Below are 18,485 nucleotides of genomic sequence, written 5' to 3'. Positions count from 1 at the left end.
GCGAACCGTCACGCTAGAGCAGCACCCGATCACGTTGCAACCGGGTGCCGCTCTCGATCTTTGATCTTGCCGCATTTTCTGCGACGAACCGGCATCCACTTCGTCGGAAAATGCTCTAGGCAATCCGTTCTGGAACGGGGTCCTGAGAGCAAACGCGGGCCGAACTTTCGCAATGGCGCGAGGCCCCGGTTTTGCATACACTGAGCCTGATCTTGGCCCGCCTGCGGGTAGCGAGATGCGGCGACGCCATGAAAACGAGCCGGCTAAGGGCCGGCGCGCGAACGAGCGTAAGGGCTGTGCCAAGGCTCTCACGACCGCGACCCCGTCAGTCGCCGATCTGCAGAAGCGGGTTGACGTTCTCGCTTGTGAGTTGAGGGCGGCACTTGAGCGTCAGACTGCTACCGCTGAGGTAATTGAATTCATCAATTCAGACACCAAAGATCTTGCATCTGCATTTGCGATGATCTTGGATAAGATGCACATCCTGTGCGGAGTTTGCCACGGGAGCTTGCAGCTTTATGATGGAGAGAAGTTCCGCGCTGTTGCGACGCACGGAATGGTGAAGGCGTTTGCCGATCGGCTCCGTGAGGGATTCACCCCAGGCCCCCATCACCCAAGCCAACAATTGCTGCAAGGAGCACGCTTTACCCAAGTTCCCGACTGCGCCGAGAGCGACGATCCGACAGTCCGTGCGGCCTTTGAACTCGACGGCATCCGGACCGTGTTGCTTACTCCCTTGCGCAAGGACGGAAGACTGATCGGCCAGATTGCCGCCGCCCGACGGGATGGAAATCCCTTTACCGAGAACGAGATCACGCTGCTTGAGAACTTCGGCGCTCAGGCCGTGATCGCCGTGGAGAACGCGCGGCTTCTCAACGAAGCGCAGGCCAAGACACGTGATCTCGAGGCGTCGCTGCAACAGCAGACGGCTGTCGGCGACGTGCTTAAGATCATCAGTAGCTCAACCTTCGAGCTGCAGCCCGTGCTCGACACGTTGGTCGAAACCGCCGCGCGGCTATGTGAGGCCGACATGGCCTTCATCCTGCGTCGCGAGGGTGAGATTTACAAAGCCGGCGCAGCGGTCGGCTACTCAGAAGATTATATTGAGTTCCTCAAGAGCCATCCGATTCCGGTCGATAGAGGCACAGTCACGGGTCGCGCCGCGATGGAGCGGCGGACGGTCCATATCCTCGATGTTGCCGCCGATCCCGAATACACGCTGCGCACAGCGACGGCCCTGGCTCATCAGCACACAGCCCTTGGGGTTCCCCTGCTGCGCGAGAACGAGCCGATCGGTGTGATCGTCATCGCGCGCCAGCGCGTGGAGCCCTTCACACAAGCACAGATCGATCTGGTCACGACCTTTGCCGACCAGGCCGTGATCGCGATCGAGAACGCTCGCCTGTTCAACGAGGTGCAGGGCAAAACGCGCGACCTCGAAGAAGCGCTGCAGCAGCAGACCGCGACGAGCGAGGTGCTGCAGACGATCAGCCGCTCGGTCTTCGATCTGCCGACCATCCTCAACACGCTGCTCCACTCGGCCACTCGGCTCTGCCGAACCGAAACGTCGGCTCTCTACCTGCTCCATGAGGGCCGCCTTCATCTGGAAGCCTCCACAGCCAATCGACCGGAATGGGTGGCTTACAAGCGCGCTCATCCCCAGCCGCTGACCCGAGATGTGCCGAGCAGCCGCGCGGCCGTCACCGGCCAGATCGACCATGTGCCCGACATCCTTCAGGACCCGGAACTCACGAGCGCATCGGAGCTCCATCGCATTGGCGGCTACCGCGCCACGCTCAACGTCCCGCTTGTGCGGGAAGGGTCCGTGATCGGGGTTCTCAGCCTCGCCCGGGACGAACCGGGACCCTTCGCGCCCCGCCAGATCGCCGTGGCCAAGACCTTCGCCGACCAGGCGGTCATCGCCATCGCCAATGCCCGCCTGTTCAACGAGGTCGAGGCAAAGTCGCGGGAGTTGCAGGCCTCCCTGGACAACCTGTGCGCAACCCAGGATCGCCTCGTGCAGTCCGAGAAGCTCGCCTCGCTCGGCCAGCTCACCGCCGGCATCGCGCACGAGATCAAGAACCCGCTCAACTTCGTGAACAATTTCGCCGCCCTGTCGGCCGAGTTGATCGACGAGCTGAACGAGGTGCTGGCCCCCCCGGCCCTCGACGGTCCCGTCCGGGAGGAGGTCGACGAACTTACCGGCCTGTTGCGGGGCAATCTCGAGAAGGTGGTCCAGCACGGCAAGCGCGCGGATTCGATCGTCAGGAACATGCTGCTGCACTCCCGCGAGGGCTCGGGCGAGCGCCGGCGTGTCGACGTCAACGCCCTCGTGGAGGAGAGCCTGAACCTCGCCTATCACGGCGCCCGCGCCGAGAAGCCCGGCTTCACCGTGACCCTCGCCCGCGACCTCGACCCCGGGGCGGGGGGCGCCGACCTCTACCCGCAGGAGATCGCGCGGGTGCTGCTCAATCTGATCTCGAACGGCTTCCACGCCGTGACCAAGCGCAAGGCGGAGACGGAGGCGGCCGGCTATGAGCCGACGCTTCTCGTCGCGACCTGTGATCGCGGGGACAAGATCGAGATCACGATTCGCGACAACGGCACCGGCATACCCGACGCGGTGAGGGCGAAGATGTTCAACCCCTTCTTCACCACGAAGCCGGCCGGAGAGGGCACCGGCCTCGGCCTCTCGCTCAGCCACGACATCGTGGTCAAGCAGCACGGCGGCAGCATCGAGGTCGAGACCGAGCCCGGCGCCTTCACGGCCTTCCGCATCTTGCTGCCCCGCGGCGGCCCCACCCAATAGAGGAGCACCGCATGAGCGTCCTGATCCTCGTCGTCGACGACGAGCCCGACGTGGCCGACCTGTTCCGCCAGCAGTTCCGGCGCGAATTGCGGGCCGGCCGCTTCGCGCTCGCCTTCGCGCACTCGGCCGAGGCGGCGCTCGCCCGGGTAGGAGCGGCGGGTGAGGAGACCCTGATCCTGATCCTATCCGACATCAACATGCCGGGCATGACGGGGCTCGAACTCCTTCCTCGGATGCGCAGCGCCCGGCCCGACGTGCCGGTGATCATGATCACCGCCTACGGCGACGCCGAGACGCGCCGGCGCGCGACGGAGGGCGGGGCGGCGGGCCTGCTCACCAAGCCGATCGACTTCCTGACCCTGCGGGTGGAGGTCGACCGGCGGCTCTCGGAAGTCGGCCGGGCCGCGTGAGCGCGCGGACCGCGCCGACGAAGGTCCTCGTCGCCGTCGACGAGCCGGACCTCGAGGCGCTGATCCTGCAGAAGTTCCGCCGCCGCAGCATCCGCGACCGGACCGTCAGTGTCCTGTTTGCCCGCGACGGACTCGACGCGCTCGCGCTCATCGCCGAGCACCCGGACGTCGACCTCGTCGTCTCCGACATCAACGTGCCGCGCATGGATGGTCTGACGCTCCTGGCCAAGCTCCAGGAGGCGGACGAGAAGCTCTCGACCGTGATCGTCCCGGCCTACGGCGACATGGCCAACATCCGCACGGCGATGAATCGCGGTGCCTTCGACTTCCTGACGAAGCCGATCGACTTTTCCGACTTCGAGACCACCGTCGAGCGCACCGTGCTCCACGTCCGCGCCCTGCGCGAGGCGCGCCGCAGGCAGATCGCGGCCGAGCGCGCGCATGGGAGCCTGTCGCGCTCCTTCTCGCCCAACCTCGCCGAGCGGCTGGCGGCCGACGCCTCGGCGCTGGCCGCGGGCGCCCACCGGCGCGACGTGGCCTCGCTCTTCACCGCCATCGCCGGCGTCGCGACCCGCGTCGAGAGCCTCGATCCAGCCCTGCTGACCGAATTCCTCAACGGCGACCTCGCCGAGATGACCGAGGTTGTGTTCTCGCACGAGGGCACAGTGGCCAAGATCGTCGGCGATGCCATCCACGTCCTGTTCGGCACGCCGGGCGAGCAGCCGGATCACGCCACGCGGGCGGTGTCGTGCGCGCTCGCCCTCGATGCGGCGGCCGAGGCGTTTCGCGCCCGCTGGACCGCGCGCGGCGTGGTGCTCGGGGCGACGCGCATCGGCGTGCATGCCGGACCGGCCATCGTGGGCAATTTCGGTGGGGGCCGCTCCTTCGACGACGCGGCCTACGGGGACAGGATCAACATTGCGGCCCGGCTGGAGGCCGCCAACAAGGCGCTCGGCACGCGGATCTGCCTGAGCGCGGCGGTGGCCGACCGGGTCGAGGGCTTTCGCGGCAGGCCGGTGTGACCTCGTCCCGCGGGGCAGGACGGAGGCCCTGCGCACCTGCGAGCCGCTCTCGGAGGCGGCGCTCGCGGATCCCGGGACAGCGCGCTACGGCGAGGCCTTCGAGAAGCGGTAGCGTCCACGGACGAGGTGTAATTTTCAGGCGGTCCGGGGGAGCTTGAAGTGACCATCGGAGCTGGCGGCCAAGGTGGAGTTTGCGGACTTCAACCCAAGCCGGGAGCACCCGATGACCGACGGCAGAGTGGCACTGATCGAGGCCCTGCAGAAGGCCGAGCGGCGCGCTTCTGCTGGAAGTCAACGACGAGTGGCCGCTGCAGCACCGCTACATGCAGGTCGAGGGCATGGCCGGGCTCCCACCGGCGTTGATCGAGGAGGCGATCACTCTTCCGCCGCAGGCCGCCTGACCGATGGCCGCTCCAACTCCACCTTGAAAGTCCACCTCATCGACGGACGTGACTCCAGACATAGGGAGCTCGATGCTTCGCTGCCCGGGTCACTCCCAGCCCGTGGAGTGGGCGTCGGCCTTGCGCCCGCTGCACCCTGAAACCACATCGCCTGGCGCGGGTCGCGCCCGCAGCCGCAGGAATGTTTCCGAGCCCGGATCGACATGGTAGCCTGACCGTATGACCCTGCCGTCGTCCCTCTCGCGTCTGATGGCCGTGGTGATCGTGATGATCGCCGCGGTGTTCGGCGCATCAGCGGCTCAGGCGCACGAGGGCCACGCCCATCACGCGGCTTCGGCCGTGGCACACCACAGCGCCAGCCCGGCGCCGGTGGCGGTGCCTGCCCAAGCTGTGCAGGCAGCTGCGGTGACCGTCAGCCAGGTCGTGACCGCGATACAGGCCGACGAGCAGCTGCGTGCGGCGTCTGCGCGTCTCAGCCCAGCGGACGACGATAAGCCCTGCCACGGGACCTGCTGCGCCATCGGCGCTTCCTGCTGCGTACCCGGTGCGATGCTCCCGGCCGCAACTGGGGTCCTGCCCATGCTGGCCCCTGCTGCCCGCCTGACAACGGCGGCAGAGCCGTTCCTGGCCGGCATCGCCCGCGAAGCCCTCCCGAAACCTCCCAGATCGCTCGCCTAGAACCCGCGTCCCCACGCTTGGGGCAGCGCTGAGCGGCGCTGCCGCGCGTGTGTGGACGCCTGCGTCCACCGGCGAGAGATCGAACCCCCATGCCTCCCCATATCCCGGCCGCGCTGCCTGCGCTGGCCGTGGCGCTGGCCCTGCTGACAGGTCCCGCCTGCGCCCATGAAGGGCACGACCACGGTGCGTCCCCGCCGCCGGTCTCCAAGACCATGGCACCCCGCGGCGAGGCCGCGTCCGCGGCGTTCGAGCTGGTCGCGGTGCCGAAGAACGGCACGCTCCACCTCTATCTCGACCGCTTCGCGACCGATGAGCCGGTGCGCGGCGCCACGCTGACCGTGGAAACCCCCACGGGGTCAGTGGACGCGACCGCAGCGGCCGATGGCACCTACCAGCTGCTGGCGCCGTGGCTCCAAAAGCCCGGCCATTTCGACCTGATGATCACGGTCACCGCTGGCGAGGATGTCGATGTGCTGCCGCTCGCCCTCGACCTGCGTGATCCGCACGCCCAGCCCGCCGCCCCTGCAGGGCCGGTCGGCACCACCGAGGCCCTTTCGGCTGCGGTCGGCCAGACCGTGCCGGCCGTCGCCCAGGGCCTGAAGGCCCGCCTGATTGAGAAGGACCCGGTGCTCGTGGCCGTAGCCGGCGGCGCCTTTCTGCTGGGGATCCTGGCCACGCTGCTGGCGCGCGGCCACCGCCGCGTGCCGGTGATTGCCGTGCTGGCCATCACCGCGACGGTGCTGCTGAGCGCCACCGCCTTTGCCCATGGCGACGGGGATCACGGCCACCCGGAGAGCCAGGCCGCCCTGATGCCGTCTGCCGCGCACGGTGCCGCGGGGGCCGACTTGGCGCAGCGCCTGCCCGACGGCAGCGTCTTTGTGCCCAAACCCACCCAGCGGCTGCTGGAGCTGCGCACGGTAATGACGGCGGTCGGCAGCTATCGCCGCACCGTCGGCCTCCCCGGCCGGATCATTCCCAACCCCAACGCGAGCGGCGTGGTGCAGTCTTCCGTCGGCGGCCGCCTGTCGCAGCCCCCATCCGGCCAGTTTCCGCGCCTGGGCACGCCGGTGAAGAAGGGCGACGTGCTCGCCTTCGTCACTCCGCCGGTGCAGCGGGTCGACGTGTCGGACATGCGCCAGCGCCAGGGCGAGCTGGACCAGCAGATCGCCACCGTACAGCGCCGCGTCGAGCGCTACACCAAGCTGGCCTCCTCGGGCGCCGTCTCGCAGGTGCAGCTGGACGAGGCCCAAGACGAGCTCAAGGGCCTGCACGACCGCCGCGCAGCCCTCGACAAGGTGCGCACCGAACCCGAGGCGCTGGTCGCCCCGGTCAGTGGCGTGATCGCCGAAGCCTCGGCCGTCGCCGGCCAGATGGCCAACCCCGGCCAGATGGTCTTTCAGATCGTCGATCCCAAGAGCCTCTGGGTGGAGGCCCTGAGCTTCGACGCCCTCGGAGGAGCCGAGAACGCCACCGCGCGCCTCGCGGACGGCCGCAGCCTGACGCTCACCTACCAGGGTTCCGGCCTCGCCGACCGCAACCAGGCCATCCCGGTCCAGTTCGCGATTTCGGGCGACACCGGCGGCCTGCGGGTCGGCCAGTTCGTCACCGTGCTGGCCGCCACCACCGCCGAGCTGCAGGGCCTCGCCCTGCCGCGCGCCGCCGTGGTGCGCACCGGCAACGGCCAGGACGTCGTCTACGCCCACACCACCGCCGAGCGCTTCGAGGCCCGCCCCGTCCGCGTCGAGCCGCTGGACGGCAGCCGCGTGCTGATCGCTGCCGGCGTCGGCGCCGGCACCCGGGTGGTCACCCAGGGCGCCGAGCTCTTGGACCAGGTGCGCTGAGGGGAGCGGAAAGCATGTTCACGTTCCTCGTCAGCCAGTCGCTGAAGAACCGCCTGCTGGTCCTCGCCGCTGCCGCCGTGCTGGTGCTCTCCGGCGCGTTCACGGTCGGCAGGCTGCCGGTCGACGTGTTTCCGGACCTCAACCGGCCGACCGTCACGATCATGACCGAGGCCGAGGGCTACGCCCCGCCGGAGGTCGAGCAACTCGTCACCTACCCGATCGAAACCCGCATGAACGGGCTGCCGGGCGTATCCCGCGTGCGCTCGGTCTCCGGCGTCGGCCTATCGATCGTCTATGTCGAGTTCGACTGGGGCACCGACATCTACCGCAACCGCCAGCAGATCGCCGAGCGCTTGGCCCTGCTGCAGGATCAGCTGCCGCGCGGCGCGATCCCGCAGATGGGGCCGATCTCCTCGATCATGGGGCAGATCCTGCTGGTCGCCGTGACCAGCGACAAGGCCAGCGCCATGGAGGTGCGCGAAGTCGCGGACTTCACCATCCGCCCGCGGCTCCTGACCCTTCCGGGTGTCGCCCAGGTCATCCCGATCGGGGGCGAGGTGCGCCAGTTCCGCGTCGCGCCCAACCCGGCCGCCATGCGTGCCCTGGGCGTCAGCAACGCCCAGCTGGAAACCACCCTGCAGTCGTTCGGCACCAACGCCGGCGGCGGGTTCACCGACCAGTACGCCCGCGAGTACCTGATCCGAAACATCGCCCGCACGATGAGCCTGGACGACCTGCGCAACGTCGTGGTCGCCACGGTCAACAACGCGCCCGTCTCCCTGCGCCAAGTCGCCGAGGTGTGGTTCGCCGCCAAAGTGAAGCGCGGCGACGCCGGCTACATGGCCAGGCCGGCGGTGATCGTCTCGGTCGAGAAGCAGCCCGACGTCGATACCGTCACGCTCAGCCGCAGCATTGAGCAGGCCCTGAAGGAGCTGACCCCCTCCCTGCCGGGCGGGATCAAGGCGGATCAAATCCTGTTCCGGCAGGCCAACTTCATCGAGACCTCGATCCGCAACGTCGAGCGGGTGCTGCTGGAGGCCGTCGCGGTGGTGGCGGTGGTGCTGTTCCTGTTCCTCTTGAACGTGCGCACCACGGCGATCTCGCTGCTGGCCATTCCGGTCTCGATCCTGTCCACCGCCGTGGTCTTTCACCTGTTCGGGCTATCGATCAACACGATGACGCTGGGCGGCCTCGCCATCGCGATCGGCGATCTGGTCGACGACGCGGTGGTCGACGTCGAGAACATCTTCCGGCGCTTGGGCGAGAACCGGCGAGCCGGCAACCCCAAGAGCGTGTTCCAGGTGGTGGTGGAAGCCTCCAACGAGGTGCGCTCCGGCATCGTCTACGCGACGATGATCATCATCCTGGTATTCGTGCCCCTGTTCGCCCTCTCCGGCATCGAGGGGCGGCTGTTTGCGCCGCTAGGGCAGGCCTACATCATCTCGATCCTGGCCAGCTTGATCACCTCGATCACCTTGACGCCCGTGCTGGCGTCCTGGCTGCTGCCGGGGCTCAAGAACCTCGAAGCGCACGACAGCCGGTTTCTCAAGGCACTGAAGCGCGGCAACGCCGCGCTGCTCAAGGTCGCCTTCCTCCAGCAGCACCTCCTGATCGGCGGCGTGGCGACGGCGGTGCTCGCGGCCGGCGTGGCCGCTTGGCAGCTGCCGCGGGCGTTCCTGCCGCCCTTCAACGAGGGCTCGTTCACCGTCAACATGACCTTCAACCCGGGCATCTCGCTGGCCGAGAGCAACCGGGTCGGCCTGATCGCCGAGAAGCTGCTGCTGGAGATCCCCGGGGTGTCGGCCGTCGGTCGCCGCACCGGCCGGGCCGAGCTCGACGAGCACGCCGAGGGCGTGCACGCGTCCGAGATCGAGGTGGAGCTGCACGAGGGCACCGAACGGCCCAAGGCGCAGCTGGTGGCCGACATCCGCCAGCGCTTGGCGGTGTTGCCGGTCAGCGTCAACGTCGGCCAGCCGATCTCGCATCGCCTTGATCACATGCTCTCGGGCGTGCGCGCCGAGCTGGCCCTCAAGATCTACGGCGAGGACCTCGACGCACTCCGGCGGATCGCAAACGGCCTCCAGGACCGACTGAGCAAGATCCCAGGCCTCGCAGACCTGCAGGTCGAGAAGCAGGTGCGCATCCCGCAGCTGGAGATCCGCGTCGACTACACCCGCGCGGCACTCTACGGCGTTCAGCCCGCCGCGGTGGTTGATCAGATCAGCCGCCTGTCGAACGGCCGGGTGGTGTCCACCGTGGTCGACGGCCTCCGGCGCTTCGACGTGCTGATCCGCCTGCCGGAGGACCAGCGCACCACGGCTGGCCTCGGTGATCTCCTCCTGGAAACCCCCTCCGGTTGGGTGCCGGCCCGCCAAGTGGCCGACATTCGGGAGACCGACGGCCCCAACCAGATCCTGCGCGAGAACGCCCGCCGCCGCATCGTCGTGCAGGCCAACACCACCGGCGCCAGCGACATGACCACCATCGTGGCGGCGATCCGCCTGGCGGTGGCGCAGGAGCCGATGCCGCCCGGGTTCTTCACCAGCCTGGAGGGCACCTTCCAGGCCCAGGAGGAGGCCACGCGGACGATCGCCGCCCTGTCGGCGCTCTCCCTCGCCCTGATCTTCGCGATCCTCTGCAGCCGCTACCGCTCGGCGGCCCTGGCGCTGATCATCATGGGCAACGTGCCCCTGGCGCTGATCGGCAGCGTGGTTGCGCTGTGGCTGGTCGGCCAGCCGCTCAGCGTGGCCTCGATGATCGGCTTCATCACGCTGACCGGCATCTCCGCGCGAAACGGCATCCTGAAGATCAGCCACTACCTCAACCTGGCGCTGCACGAGGACGTGCCGTTCGGCAAGGACCTCGTCATCCGCGGCAGCCTGGAGCGGCTGACCCCTGTGCTGATGACCGCCTTGTCGGCCGGCGTCGCCCTGGTGCCGCTGCTCTACGACGCCACCGCCCCGGGCAAGGAGATCCTGCACCCGGTCGCGGTGACCATCTTCGGCGGCCTGATCAGCGCGACGCTGCTCGACACGTTCCTGACGCCGATCCTGTTCCTGCGGTTCGGCCGGACGCCGCTGGAGCGCCTGCGCGCCGCCCCTGTTCCGACCGCCTCCTCTGCCGCCGGCGCGCCTGCGCCGCCGCGGGAGGCGTTCTGAGGCCCCGAACATCAACCAAGAAGGAGACCAGCCCATGCGGCTCATCCCCGCAAAATTCCTCGCCCTGGCCGGCCTGCTGGCGAGCGCCCCGGTTCTGCCGGCGCTCGCCCATGCCCCGAAGACCGGATCGCACGGAGGGCCGCAAACCGATGCCGGTCCCTACCATGTCGAGTTGGTCGCGAGCGGAACCACGCTTGAGCTTTACCTGCGGAGCCATGCTGACCAGCCGGTCACGACCGCCGGGTTCAAGGGAACGGCGATCCTGGTGGTCGATGGCAAGCCCCAGCGCATCACGCTCGAGCCCCAAGGCGACCGGCTGACCGGCACCTCGCCGGTGAGCCTTCCCGCCGCTCTCAAAGGCGCGGTGCAGCTGACCACTCCCAACGGCAGCACCGCCAGCGGCAAGTTCAACTAACCCCGACAATCAGAAGGAGCACAACCCATGACCACAACCCGCGCCCTGCTGGCCACTGCGCTGCTCGCCACGGGCCTCGCCGGCGCCGCCCTCGCGCAGAACCCCCACGGCGACATGGGCAAGATGCCCATGGGCGGCAGCACCGCGATGCACGACCAGATGCAGAAGATGATGGCCGACATGCAGTCGGCCCCGGGCGATGCGCCGTCGACCAAGGACTTCAAAGAGGCCGACATGGCGATGATGCACACCATGAGCATCGCCTATACCGGCGATCCGGACGTGGATTTCCGCACGCACATGATCCCGCACCACAAGGGCGCGATCGACATGGCCAAGGTGGCGCTCAAGCACGCCAAGGACGCGAGCACCAAGCAGATGGCCCAGAAGATCATCGACGACCAGGAAAAGGAGATCACCGACATGCAGGCCTGGCTGAAGCAGCACGGCAAGTGAGCCTGCAGCCCACCTCAACGATGCGGCGGCGCTGCTAATGCCGTGCGGGGAGTGCGCCGTGACAGGCCGCCGCCCCGCCGGCCTCCAGGCCTTGGATGATCGGGCAGTCCGGCCGCCCATCGCCGTCGCAGGCATTGGCGAGGGCGCGCAGCGCCCCCGCCATCTCCTGCAACTGCTTCGCCCGCTCTTCCAGTTCGTTGATATGCGTCAGTGCGATCGCCTTCACCTCGGCGTTACTGCGGCCCTGATCGCTCCACAGCTCCAAGAGGAGCCGGATGCGCTCGACCGAGAACCCGAGGTCGCGGGCGCGGCGGATGAACCCGAGGCGGTGCAGGTCGGCCGGGCCGTAGTCGCGATAGCCGCTCTCGCGGCGCCCCGCCGGCGGCACCAGGCCGATGCTCTCGTAGTAGCGGATCATCTTGGCCGAGACGCCCGAGGCCTGCGCCGCCTGCCCGATATTCATCGTCCCTGCGCTTTCCCTGTTGACCTTCCCATGATGGGAAGGTGCAGGCTGCCGGGCAAGAGGATCAAGACAGGGCCCCGGCCATGACCGACCATGCCCGCGACCGCTCGCAGGATCAGGCTGCCGACGCTCCCAGCTGCTGTGGGGGAAAGGGCAAGGCTACGGCTGTCGATCAGGCCGCGGCGCCTCCCGAACACGGTCACAGCTGCTGCGGGGGGCATGGCAAGGCAGCGCCGGCAGCCCATGACCATGCCCACCACGACCATGACCATCATCATGGGCATGACCATGCTGGCCCGGCGGCCGAGGGGGCCGTCAAGGATCCGGTCTGCGGGATGATCGTCGACCCGCACACGGCCAAGCATCGCGCCCAGCACAACGGGCGTCCCTACTACTTCTGTTCGGCTGGCTGCCAAGCCAAGTTCGCGGCGGATCCGGCGCGCTATCTCGATCCGGCCAGCTCCGCGGCGAAGGCGGATCCCGTGCCCGAGGGCACGATCTACACCTGCCCGATGCACCCCGAGGTCCGGCAGGTCGGCCCGGGCGCCTGCCCGATCTGCGGCATGGCCCTGGAGCCGCTGCTGGTCAGCGCCGACACCGGCCCGAGTGCCGAGCTGGTCGACATGACCCGGCGGTTCTGGGTCGGCCTGGTGCTGACCCTGCCGGTGTTCGCCCTGGAAATGGGCGGTCACCTGACGGGACTGGTCGACCGCCTCGGCCAGCAGAACAGCAACTGGCTGCAGCTGGTCCTGGCCACGCCGGTGGTGCTGTGGGCCGGCTCGCCGTTCTTCGAGCGCGGCTGGGCGTCGGTGAAGAGCCGCAACCTGAACATGTTCACGCTGATCGCCCTCGGCACCGGGGTGGCCTGGCTCTACAGCGTGGTGGCCACCGCGGCGCCGGGGGTGTTCCCGGCCGCATTGCGCGGCCATGGCGGTGCCGTGCCGGCCTACTTCGAGGCCGCGGCGGTGATCACCGTGCTGGTGCTCTTGGGCCAGGTGCTGGAGCTGCGCGCCCGCGAAAGCACCAGCGGCGCCCTGCGCGCGCTGCTCGATCTCGCCCCGAAGACCGCCCGCCGGCTCCGGGCTGACGGCAGCGAGGAGGAGGTCGGTCTCGACACCGTTCAGGTCGGCGACCGCTTGCGCGTGCGCCCGGGGGAAAAGGTCCCGGTCGACGGCAGCGTGATCGAGGGCCGCTCGTCGGTGGACGAGGCGCTGGTCACCGGCGAGGCGATGCCGGTGAGCAAGGACGTCGGCGCCGCGGTGATCGGCGGCACCCTCAACCAGAGTGGCGCCCTGGTGATCGAGGCCAGGAACGTCGGCCGCGACACCATGCTGGCGCGCATCGTCCAGCTGGTCGCCGAGGCCCAGCGCAGCCGCGCGCCGATCCAGCGGCTGGCCGACCAGGTCGCCGGCTGGTTCGTGCCGGTGGTGATGGCGGTGGCCGCACTGGCGTTCGTCGCCTGGTTCGCGCTCGGCCCCGAGCCGCGCTTCACCTACGGCCTGCTGGCAGCGGTGGCGGTCCTGATCATCGCCTGCCCGTGCGCGCTCGGGTTGGCCACACCGATGTCGATCATGGTCGGCGTCGGCCGCGGCGCCCAGGCCGGCGTGCTGATCAAGAACGCCGAGGCGCTGGAGCGGATGGAGACGATCACCACGCTGGTGGTCGACAAGACCGGTACGCTCACCGAGGGTAAGCCGGCCGTTACCCAGGTGGTCCCGGCCGAAGGGTTCACGGACGCCGAGATCCTGCGGCTGGCCGCCAGCGTCGAGCGCGCCAGCGAGCACCCGCTGGCAGTGGCGATCGTCGCCGCGGCCGAAAAGCAGGGGCTGGCTCTCGCGCCGGTCAGCGACTTCGACAGTCCGACCGGCCGGGGCGCCCTGGGCACCGTCGAGGGCCGCAAGATCCGGCTCGGCAACGCGAAGTTCCTGGGCGAAGCCGGGATCCCGACGGCGGCGCTGGACCTGCAGGCAGACCGCCTACGCCAGGACGGCGCCACGGCGATTTTCATGAGCGTGGATGACCGGGTGGCCGGCGCCATCGCAATCGCCGATCCGATCAAGGCGACGACGCCGGAGGCCCTGCGGGCCCTGCGCGCCGAAGGGATCCGCGTGGTGATGCTGACCGGCGACAACCGCACCACCGCGCAGGCGGTGGCCCGCACCCTCGGCATTGACGAGGTCGAGGCCGAGGTGCTGCCCGACCAGAAGAGTGCGGTGGTCAAAGCCCACCAGGCGCGGGGGCAGGTGGTCGCGATGGCCGGTGACGGCGTCAACGACGCGCCGGCACTGGCCGCGGCGGACGTCGGCATCGCGATGGGCAGCGGCACGGACGTGGCGATCGAGAGTGCCGGCATCACCCTGCTCAAGGGCGACCTGAACGGGATCGTGCGCGCCCGGCGGCTCTCGCGCGCCACGATGAGCAACATCCGCCAGAACCTGTTCTTCGCGTTCATCTACAACGCGGCCGGCGTGCCGGTGGCGGCCGGGGTGCTGTACCCGTTCCTCGGCATCCTGCTCTCGCCGATCATCGCCGCCGCGGCGATGGCGCTCTCTTCGGTCAGCGTGATCGGCAATGCCCTGCGCCTGCGCACCGCTCATCTCTGAGCGGCTGCCACGGCCAGTACCAGCAGGCCAAAGGTCCAGACGATTGGTGGCGCGACGAGCAGCCACCGGAAATCCGACTGGATCGCGAAGTTCACGGCGCTCATCAGCAGCACCGAGGCTGTCCCGGCCACAGGCGAGGACTTCGCCCTCGTTCTGCCGCGCGTCTGCACACAGGCCATGGACCGCTTCCTGGCCGACTTTGCGGCCAGCGTCCCGCCCGACACCCTTGCGGTCATGGTGCTGGACGGCGCGGGCCGGCACCATCCGCGCGCGGTGACGCTCCCGCCCAACCTCGCCCTGGTGCCCCTGACGCCCTACAGTCCCGAGCTGAACCCGGTCGAACGCGTCTGGCTCTCCCTGCGCGAGCGCTCCCTCTCGCATCGGCTCCTGGCCGACTACGAGGCCGTCGTCGAGGCGCGCTGCCGGGCCTGGAACGCTCTCGCGGCAGAGACCGGCCGCATCAAGTCCCTCTGCGCCTATCCCTACCTCGAACAGATCAGTTCACAAGCGCGGCGGTATCACACCGGAGCTGGTTCCACCGACGTTCCGCCATCAGGCAGCGGGGCGGCGCGCCGGCCCGAGCCGGGGCCGGAGCTGTCCGCCCGCCCCGGACCAACCAGCCTTCGATTTCCGGGCGCTTCGCCCGCTTGATGCACACCGGCCCGAGACCCTCCGGCCGCCCCGCCGCCACGCCGACCGGCTGTCCTCCCACCTGCGACGGCTGATCCGGGCTCCGCTTGATCGAAGCGGATCCCGGATCACACGCCTGCGCGGGGCCTGAGCGAAGCCCCAATCCGCCATCCCGAAGGGATCAAGCGGATTGGGTATCAGACCGACGGTGGCGGGAACGACCTTCGGGGGCGTTCTCGACCTTCCGCCAAGCCTCCCGCTCGGCATCCGATGTGCGAGACGGTGCGGCGGCCCTGTCGCTCTCGGGCTTCGCCGAGATCGAGCCGATGCGCCAGCATCCTGGGCCGTTAGCATGATTAGTGTGCTCCGACACATGCAAGCCTGCCGAGTATAGCGCAATATTCTGGGGAGCTGCGGTCGACGCAGCGGCCGGACACCAAGTTGAGCTTGAAGACCGCACTGACCGCCGCACGGCGGATATCAGCGCGTGGTGACACATGGCGAGGGCTGACCCGCTCCGGGGCCGTTCCAGCCGCGCCGATTGCTGAGGCGACACCGTATCCACGCCGCCCGGAGACCCGCGGCAGGGGCGGGATCCGAGCGCCTCCACCGCCCGAGTTCTCATCAACCCGCGACGAGGCCAGTGTGCCATGAATTCAAACCAGCAGATCATCGTCTCCGGCTCCCGACTGAGCGTCGACCAGATCGTCGAGGTCGGCCTGCACAAGCGGAACCTGTTCCTCACGTGCGATCCGCAGCTGAGGCGGACCATCAATGACGCGGCGGACTTCGTCTATCGTGCGGTGGCGAACGAGGAGGTGGTCTACGGGATCAATACCAACTTCGGCGGTATGGCAAACCAAGTCCTGTCGCTGAACGAGGTCGAAGACCTTCAGCAGAACCTGATCTGGGGTCTGAAATGCGGGGTCGGGAAGAAGCTGCCGGCGGCGCAGGTCAGGTCCGCCATGTTCATCCGAGCGAACATGCTCGCGAAGGGCGTCTCCGGTGCGCGCGCGGAGCTGATCGAGCGATACTTGGTGTTCCTCAACGCCGGTATTACGCCGGTGGTCCGGGACCTCGGCTCGATCGGCGCGAGCGGCGATCTGGTGCCGCTCGCCCAGATCGCCGGCTGCCTCATAGGCCTCGGTCCGTCGTTCCGCGTTGAGCGCGACGGCGAGGAGATGGACGCCCTGTCGGCCCTGTCGATGCTCAACCTCCAGCCCCTGAAGCTGAGGGCGAAGGAGGGGTTGGCGCTGGTGAACGGAAGCTCGATGATGTCGAGCATCGGTGCCCACTGCGTTCACGACACCCGGCATCTGACGCGGCTCGCGCTGCACGTGCACGCGATGTTGATCCAGGCGCTCAACGCGTCGAGCGAATCGTTCGATCCTTTCATCCATCAGAACAAGCCTCACCCCGGCCAGATCGCCGTGGCGGCAGCCATGCGCCACCTGCTGCGCGGCTCGAAGAGCCTCAAGCCGAATGGTCACCGCAAGGCCGACGGGTCGGGATCTCTCCTGCAGGACCGCTATTCCGTGCGGTGCCTGCCGCAATATCTCGGTCCGATCGTCGACGGCCTCCACGCTATCGAGGGGCAGATCGAGGTCGAAGCCAACTCGGTCGACGACAACCCGCTGATCGACCTCGAGAACGAGAGGCTCCTGCACGGCGGCAACTTCTTCGCCGAGTACGTCGCGCTCGGGATGGACCAGCTGCGGACCTACATGGCCCTGCTGGCCAAGCATCTCGACGTGCAGATCGCCTTCGCGGTCGCCCCGGAGTTCAACAGCGGCCTGCCGGCCTCGCTGGTCGGTGATCAGGACAACCGCATCAAGTTCGGCCTGAAGGGCCTGCAGATCTGTGCGAACTCGATCGTTCCGAAGCTGCTTCACCTGTCGAACGGAATCTCGGTCCTCTTCCCGACCCACGCCGAGCAGTTCAACCAGAACATCAACAGCCAGGGGTTCAACTCGGCGACCCTGGCGTCCGAATCGGTGTCGCTGTTCAAGCAGTATCTCGCGATCTCGCTGGTGTTCGGCATCCAGGCCATGGACCTGCGCGCCCGCGCGACCGGAGGCGGCTTCGACGGGCGGCGGTACCTGTCGCCGACGCTGCTGCCGCTCTACGAGACCGTCCGCGCCCTCCTGGGCCGGCCGGCCTCGGATGAGAGGCCGCTCGTCTTCAGGAACGACGAGCAGGACCTGAGCGACCACGTCGCTGCCATCGTCGCGGACCTGTCCCGGCCCGGCGGCGAGATCATCGGGGCGATGGCCGCGGAATTCGCCCCGGGAGCGGGGCCGGCCTTCGGCTCGCCCGCGACCAGGGCGGGCGGCCGCGTGGCGGTCGCGCCATAGGCGCCGCCCTCGATAGGCGCCGCCCTCGCGCGCGACGCCGGCCATCAGCCCATCACACGTCCACATCGCAGGCCCGAGAGGTGGCGACCATGCACCACGCCTACATCACGAACACGTCCCTGTTCCTTCCCAACCGGCCCGTCGGCAACGACGAGATGGAGGCGGTGCTCGGCATCGCGGGGTCCAAGCCCTCGGCGCTGCGGCCCCTGATCCTCGAGAAGAACGGGATCAAGGCGCGCCACTACGCGATCGATCCTGAGACCGGACGGGCCACGCACACCAACGCGGAGATGACCGCGGCGGCGGTCAGGGGCCTGTTCGCGGGCGAGCCCGAGGGCCTGGAGAGCCTCGACTTCCTGGCCTGCGGCACGTCCTCGCCGGATCAGGTGCGGCCGTCCCACGCGGTCATGGTGCACGGGCTCCTCAGGAGCCCGCCCTGCGAGGTCGCCTCGTTCGAGGGCATGTGCGTGGTCGGGGCGCAGAGCCTGAAATCCGCGCAGCTCATGGTCGCGACCGGCGAGGCGGAGAGCGCCGTCGCCACCGGATCGGAAGCCGCGTCGAGCTTCATGCGCGGCAGCTTCTTCACGCCGGAATTCCGCGAGCGGCAGATCCAGCTGGAAAAGAACCCGATCCTGGCCTTCGAGAAGGATTTTCTGCGCTGGATGCTCTCGGACGGGGCCGGCGCGGTCCTGGTGCGGTCGAAGCCCGACCCCGCCCGGGTGTCCTTGCGGATCGAGTGGGTCGACGTCGTCTCGTACGCCGGCGAACACGACGTCTGCATGTATCACGGCGCAGTCAAGGACGAGGACGGCCGGCTCGTCGGGTACCGCAACCTGCCCCCGGAGACATGGCACAAGGCCTCCGTCTTCGCCTTCAAGCAGGACGTGGAACTCCTGAACGAGCACATGCTCGCTCTCGGCGCGCGCGCGTACCGGACCGTCAAGGACCGCCGCCGGCTCGACGAGGACAAAGTCACGTACTTCCTGCCGCACATCTCTTCTTATTTCTTCAAGGAGCAGATGCTCAAGCACATGGGGGAGTACGGATTGAATATTCCCGAAAGCAAATGGTTCATGAACCTGGAGCGGGTCGGCAACGTCGGCTCGGCTTCGCCCTACGCCATGCTCGACGAACTGTTCAAGTCGGGCCGGCTCAGGCCCGGCGATCAGGTGCTGCTGTTCGTGCCCGAGAGCGGGCGCTTCACCATGTCCTACATCCTGCTGACCGCCGTCTGAGGGCTGCGCC

At 68.5% G+C, this 18,485-nt stretch carries 13 protein-coding genes and 2 pseudogenes; 13 read left to right on the top strand and 2 right to left on the bottom strand.

Annotated elements, in window-relative coordinates; translation table 11 throughout:
* Positions 1–235 precede the first annotated feature (235 nt).
* From M446_RS34085 to M446_RS00895, 9 genes and pseudogenes are all read left to right on the top strand, one after another.
* Entirely contained in the window at positions 236–2,809 is a 2,574-nt protein-coding gene (locus M446_RS34085; RefSeq protein WP_012330180.1) for a GAF domain-containing protein, read from the top strand.
* Between the two features lie 11 nt (positions 2,810–2,820).
* Complete coding sequence (locus M446_RS00925; protein ID WP_012330179.1) at positions 2,821–3,219, top strand: response regulator; 399 nt, start codon at positions 2,821–2,823, stop codon at positions 3,217–3,219.
* A pseudogene (locus M446_RS00920) lies at positions 3,216–4,347 on the top strand (adenylate/guanylate cyclase domain-containing protein); the annotation flags it as partial. The gene M446_RS00925 and the pseudogene M446_RS00920, both read left to right, overlap by 4 nt.
* A 166-nt stretch (positions 4,348–4,513) precedes the next feature.
* A pseudogene (locus M446_RS38660) lies at positions 4,514–4,642 on the top strand (IS256 family transposase); the annotation flags it as partial.
* A gap of 219 nt (positions 4,643–4,861) precedes the next feature.
* Entirely contained in the window at positions 4,862–5,320 is a 459-nt protein-coding gene (locus tag M446_RS00915) for a hypothetical protein (protein WP_043700724.1), read from the top strand.
* Between the two features lie 89 nt (positions 5,321–5,409).
* A complete protein-coding gene (locus M446_RS00910; RefSeq protein ID WP_012330178.1) occupies positions 5,410–7,161 on the top strand; it encodes an efflux RND transporter periplasmic adaptor subunit in 1,752 nt (583 codons plus the stop codon).
* 14 nt (positions 7,162–7,175) lie between these two features.
* The gene (locus M446_RS00905; RefSeq protein ID WP_012330177.1) at positions 7,176–10,319 is read left to right on the top strand and encodes an efflux RND transporter permease subunit; all 3,144 of its coding nucleotides are present in this window, start codon (positions 7,176–7,178) and stop codon (positions 10,317–10,319) included.
* 34 nt (positions 10,320–10,353) lie between these two features.
* Positions 10,354–10,734 (top strand): hypothetical protein, encoded by a 381-nt coding sequence (locus M446_RS00900; RefSeq protein WP_012330176.1) that lies wholly within the window; start codon positions 10,354–10,356, stop codon positions 10,732–10,734.
* Between the two features lie 27 nt (positions 10,735–10,761).
* A complete protein-coding gene (locus M446_RS00895) occupies positions 10,762–11,190 on the top strand; it encodes a DUF305 domain-containing protein (protein ID WP_012330175.1) in 429 nt (142 codons plus the stop codon).
* Between the two features lie 34 nt (positions 11,191–11,224).
* Here the strand turns inward: M446_RS00895 and cueR are convergent, their stop codons facing one another.
* Positions 11,225–11,653, bottom strand: coding sequence for a Cu(I)-responsive transcriptional regulator (cueR, locus tag M446_RS00890; RefSeq protein WP_012330174.1), 429 nt, complete (start codon positions 11,651–11,653; stop codon positions 11,225–11,227).
* An 83-nt stretch (positions 11,654–11,736) separates the two neighbouring features.
* Here cueR and M446_RS00880 point away from each other — a divergent pair, with 83 nt between their 5' ends.
* A complete protein-coding gene (locus M446_RS00880) occupies positions 11,737–14,256 on the top strand; it encodes a heavy metal translocating P-type ATPase (protein WP_083784613.1) in 2,520 nt (839 codons plus the stop codon).
* On the opposite strand, the gene M446_RS38655 is transcribed toward M446_RS00880, so the two are convergent.
* Positions 14,247–14,369 carry a hypothetical protein gene (locus M446_RS38655; protein WP_265576501.1) on the bottom strand — a complete coding sequence of 41 codons (123 nt, stop codon included), beginning with the start codon at positions 14,367–14,369 and terminating at the stop codon, positions 14,247–14,249. The two genes, M446_RS00880 and M446_RS38655, sit on opposite strands and share 10 nt — an antisense overlap.
* Here M446_RS38655 and M446_RS36640 point away from each other — a divergent pair.
* The 3 genes from M446_RS36640 (at position 14,338) to M446_RS00860 (ending at position 18,475) form a co-directional block, all read left to right on the top strand.
* Positions 14,338–14,907, top strand: coding sequence for a transposase (locus M446_RS36640; RefSeq protein ID WP_322597465.1), 570 nt, complete (start codon positions 14,338–14,340; stop codon positions 14,905–14,907). The two genes, M446_RS38655 and M446_RS36640, sit on opposite strands and share 32 nt — an antisense overlap.
* 629 nt (positions 14,908–15,536) lie before the next feature.
* Positions 15,537–17,240, top strand: coding sequence for an HAL/PAL/TAL family ammonia-lyase (locus tag M446_RS00865; RefSeq protein ID WP_012330172.1), 1,704 nt, complete (start codon positions 15,537–15,539; stop codon positions 17,238–17,240).
* Between the two features lie 89 nt (positions 17,241–17,329).
* Positions 17,330–18,475: a beta-ketoacyl-ACP synthase III gene (locus tag M446_RS00860; protein WP_012330171.1), complete on the top strand. Its 1,146-nt coding sequence runs from the start codon at positions 17,330–17,332 to the stop codon at positions 18,473–18,475.
* Positions 18,476–18,485 lie beyond the last annotated feature (10 nt).

The sequence above is a fragment of the Methylobacterium sp. 4-46 genome, from assembly GCF_000019365.1.
Taxonomy (GTDB): domain Bacteria; phylum Pseudomonadota; class Alphaproteobacteria; order Rhizobiales; family Beijerinckiaceae; genus Methylobacterium.
This window is presented reverse-complemented; position numbering and strand designations above follow the sequence as displayed.

Coding starts and splice junctions, on each gene's coding strand:
- M446_RS00895 (WP_012330175.1), top strand. CDS start 10,762: ATGACCACAACCCGCGCCCTGCTGGCCACTGCGCTGCTCGCCACGGGC.
- M446_RS00900 (WP_012330176.1), top strand. CDS start 10,354: ATGCGGCTCATCCCCGCAAAATTCCTCGCCCTGGCCGGCCTGCTGGCG.
- M446_RS00915 (WP_043700724.1), top strand. CDS start 4,862: ATGACCCTGCCGTCGTCCCTCTCGCGTCTGATGGCCGTGGTGATCGTG.
- M446_RS00865 (WP_012330172.1), top strand. CDS start 15,537: ATGAATTCAAACCAGCAGATCATCGTCTCCGGCTCCCGACTGAGCGTC.
- M446_RS34085 (WP_012330180.1), top strand. CDS start 236: ATGCGGCGACGCCATGAAAACGAGCCGGCTAAGGGCCGGCGCGCGAAC.
- M446_RS00925 (WP_012330179.1), top strand. CDS start 2,821: ATGAGCGTCCTGATCCTCGTCGTCGACGACGAGCCCGACGTGGCCGAC.
- M446_RS00905 (WP_012330177.1), top strand. CDS start 7,176: ATGTTCACGTTCCTCGTCAGCCAGTCGCTGAAGAACCGCCTGCTGGTC.
- M446_RS00860 (WP_012330171.1), top strand. CDS start 17,330: ATGCACCACGCCTACATCACGAACACGTCCCTGTTCCTTCCCAACCGG.
- cueR (WP_012330174.1), bottom strand. CDS start 11,653: ATGAATATCGGGCAGGCGGCGCAGGCCTCGGGCGTCTCGGCCAAGATG.
- M446_RS00910 (WP_012330178.1), top strand. CDS start 5,410: ATGCCTCCCCATATCCCGGCCGCGCTGCCTGCGCTGGCCGTGGCGCTG.
- M446_RS00880 (WP_083784613.1), top strand. CDS start 11,737: ATGACCGACCATGCCCGCGACCGCTCGCAGGATCAGGCTGCCGACGCT.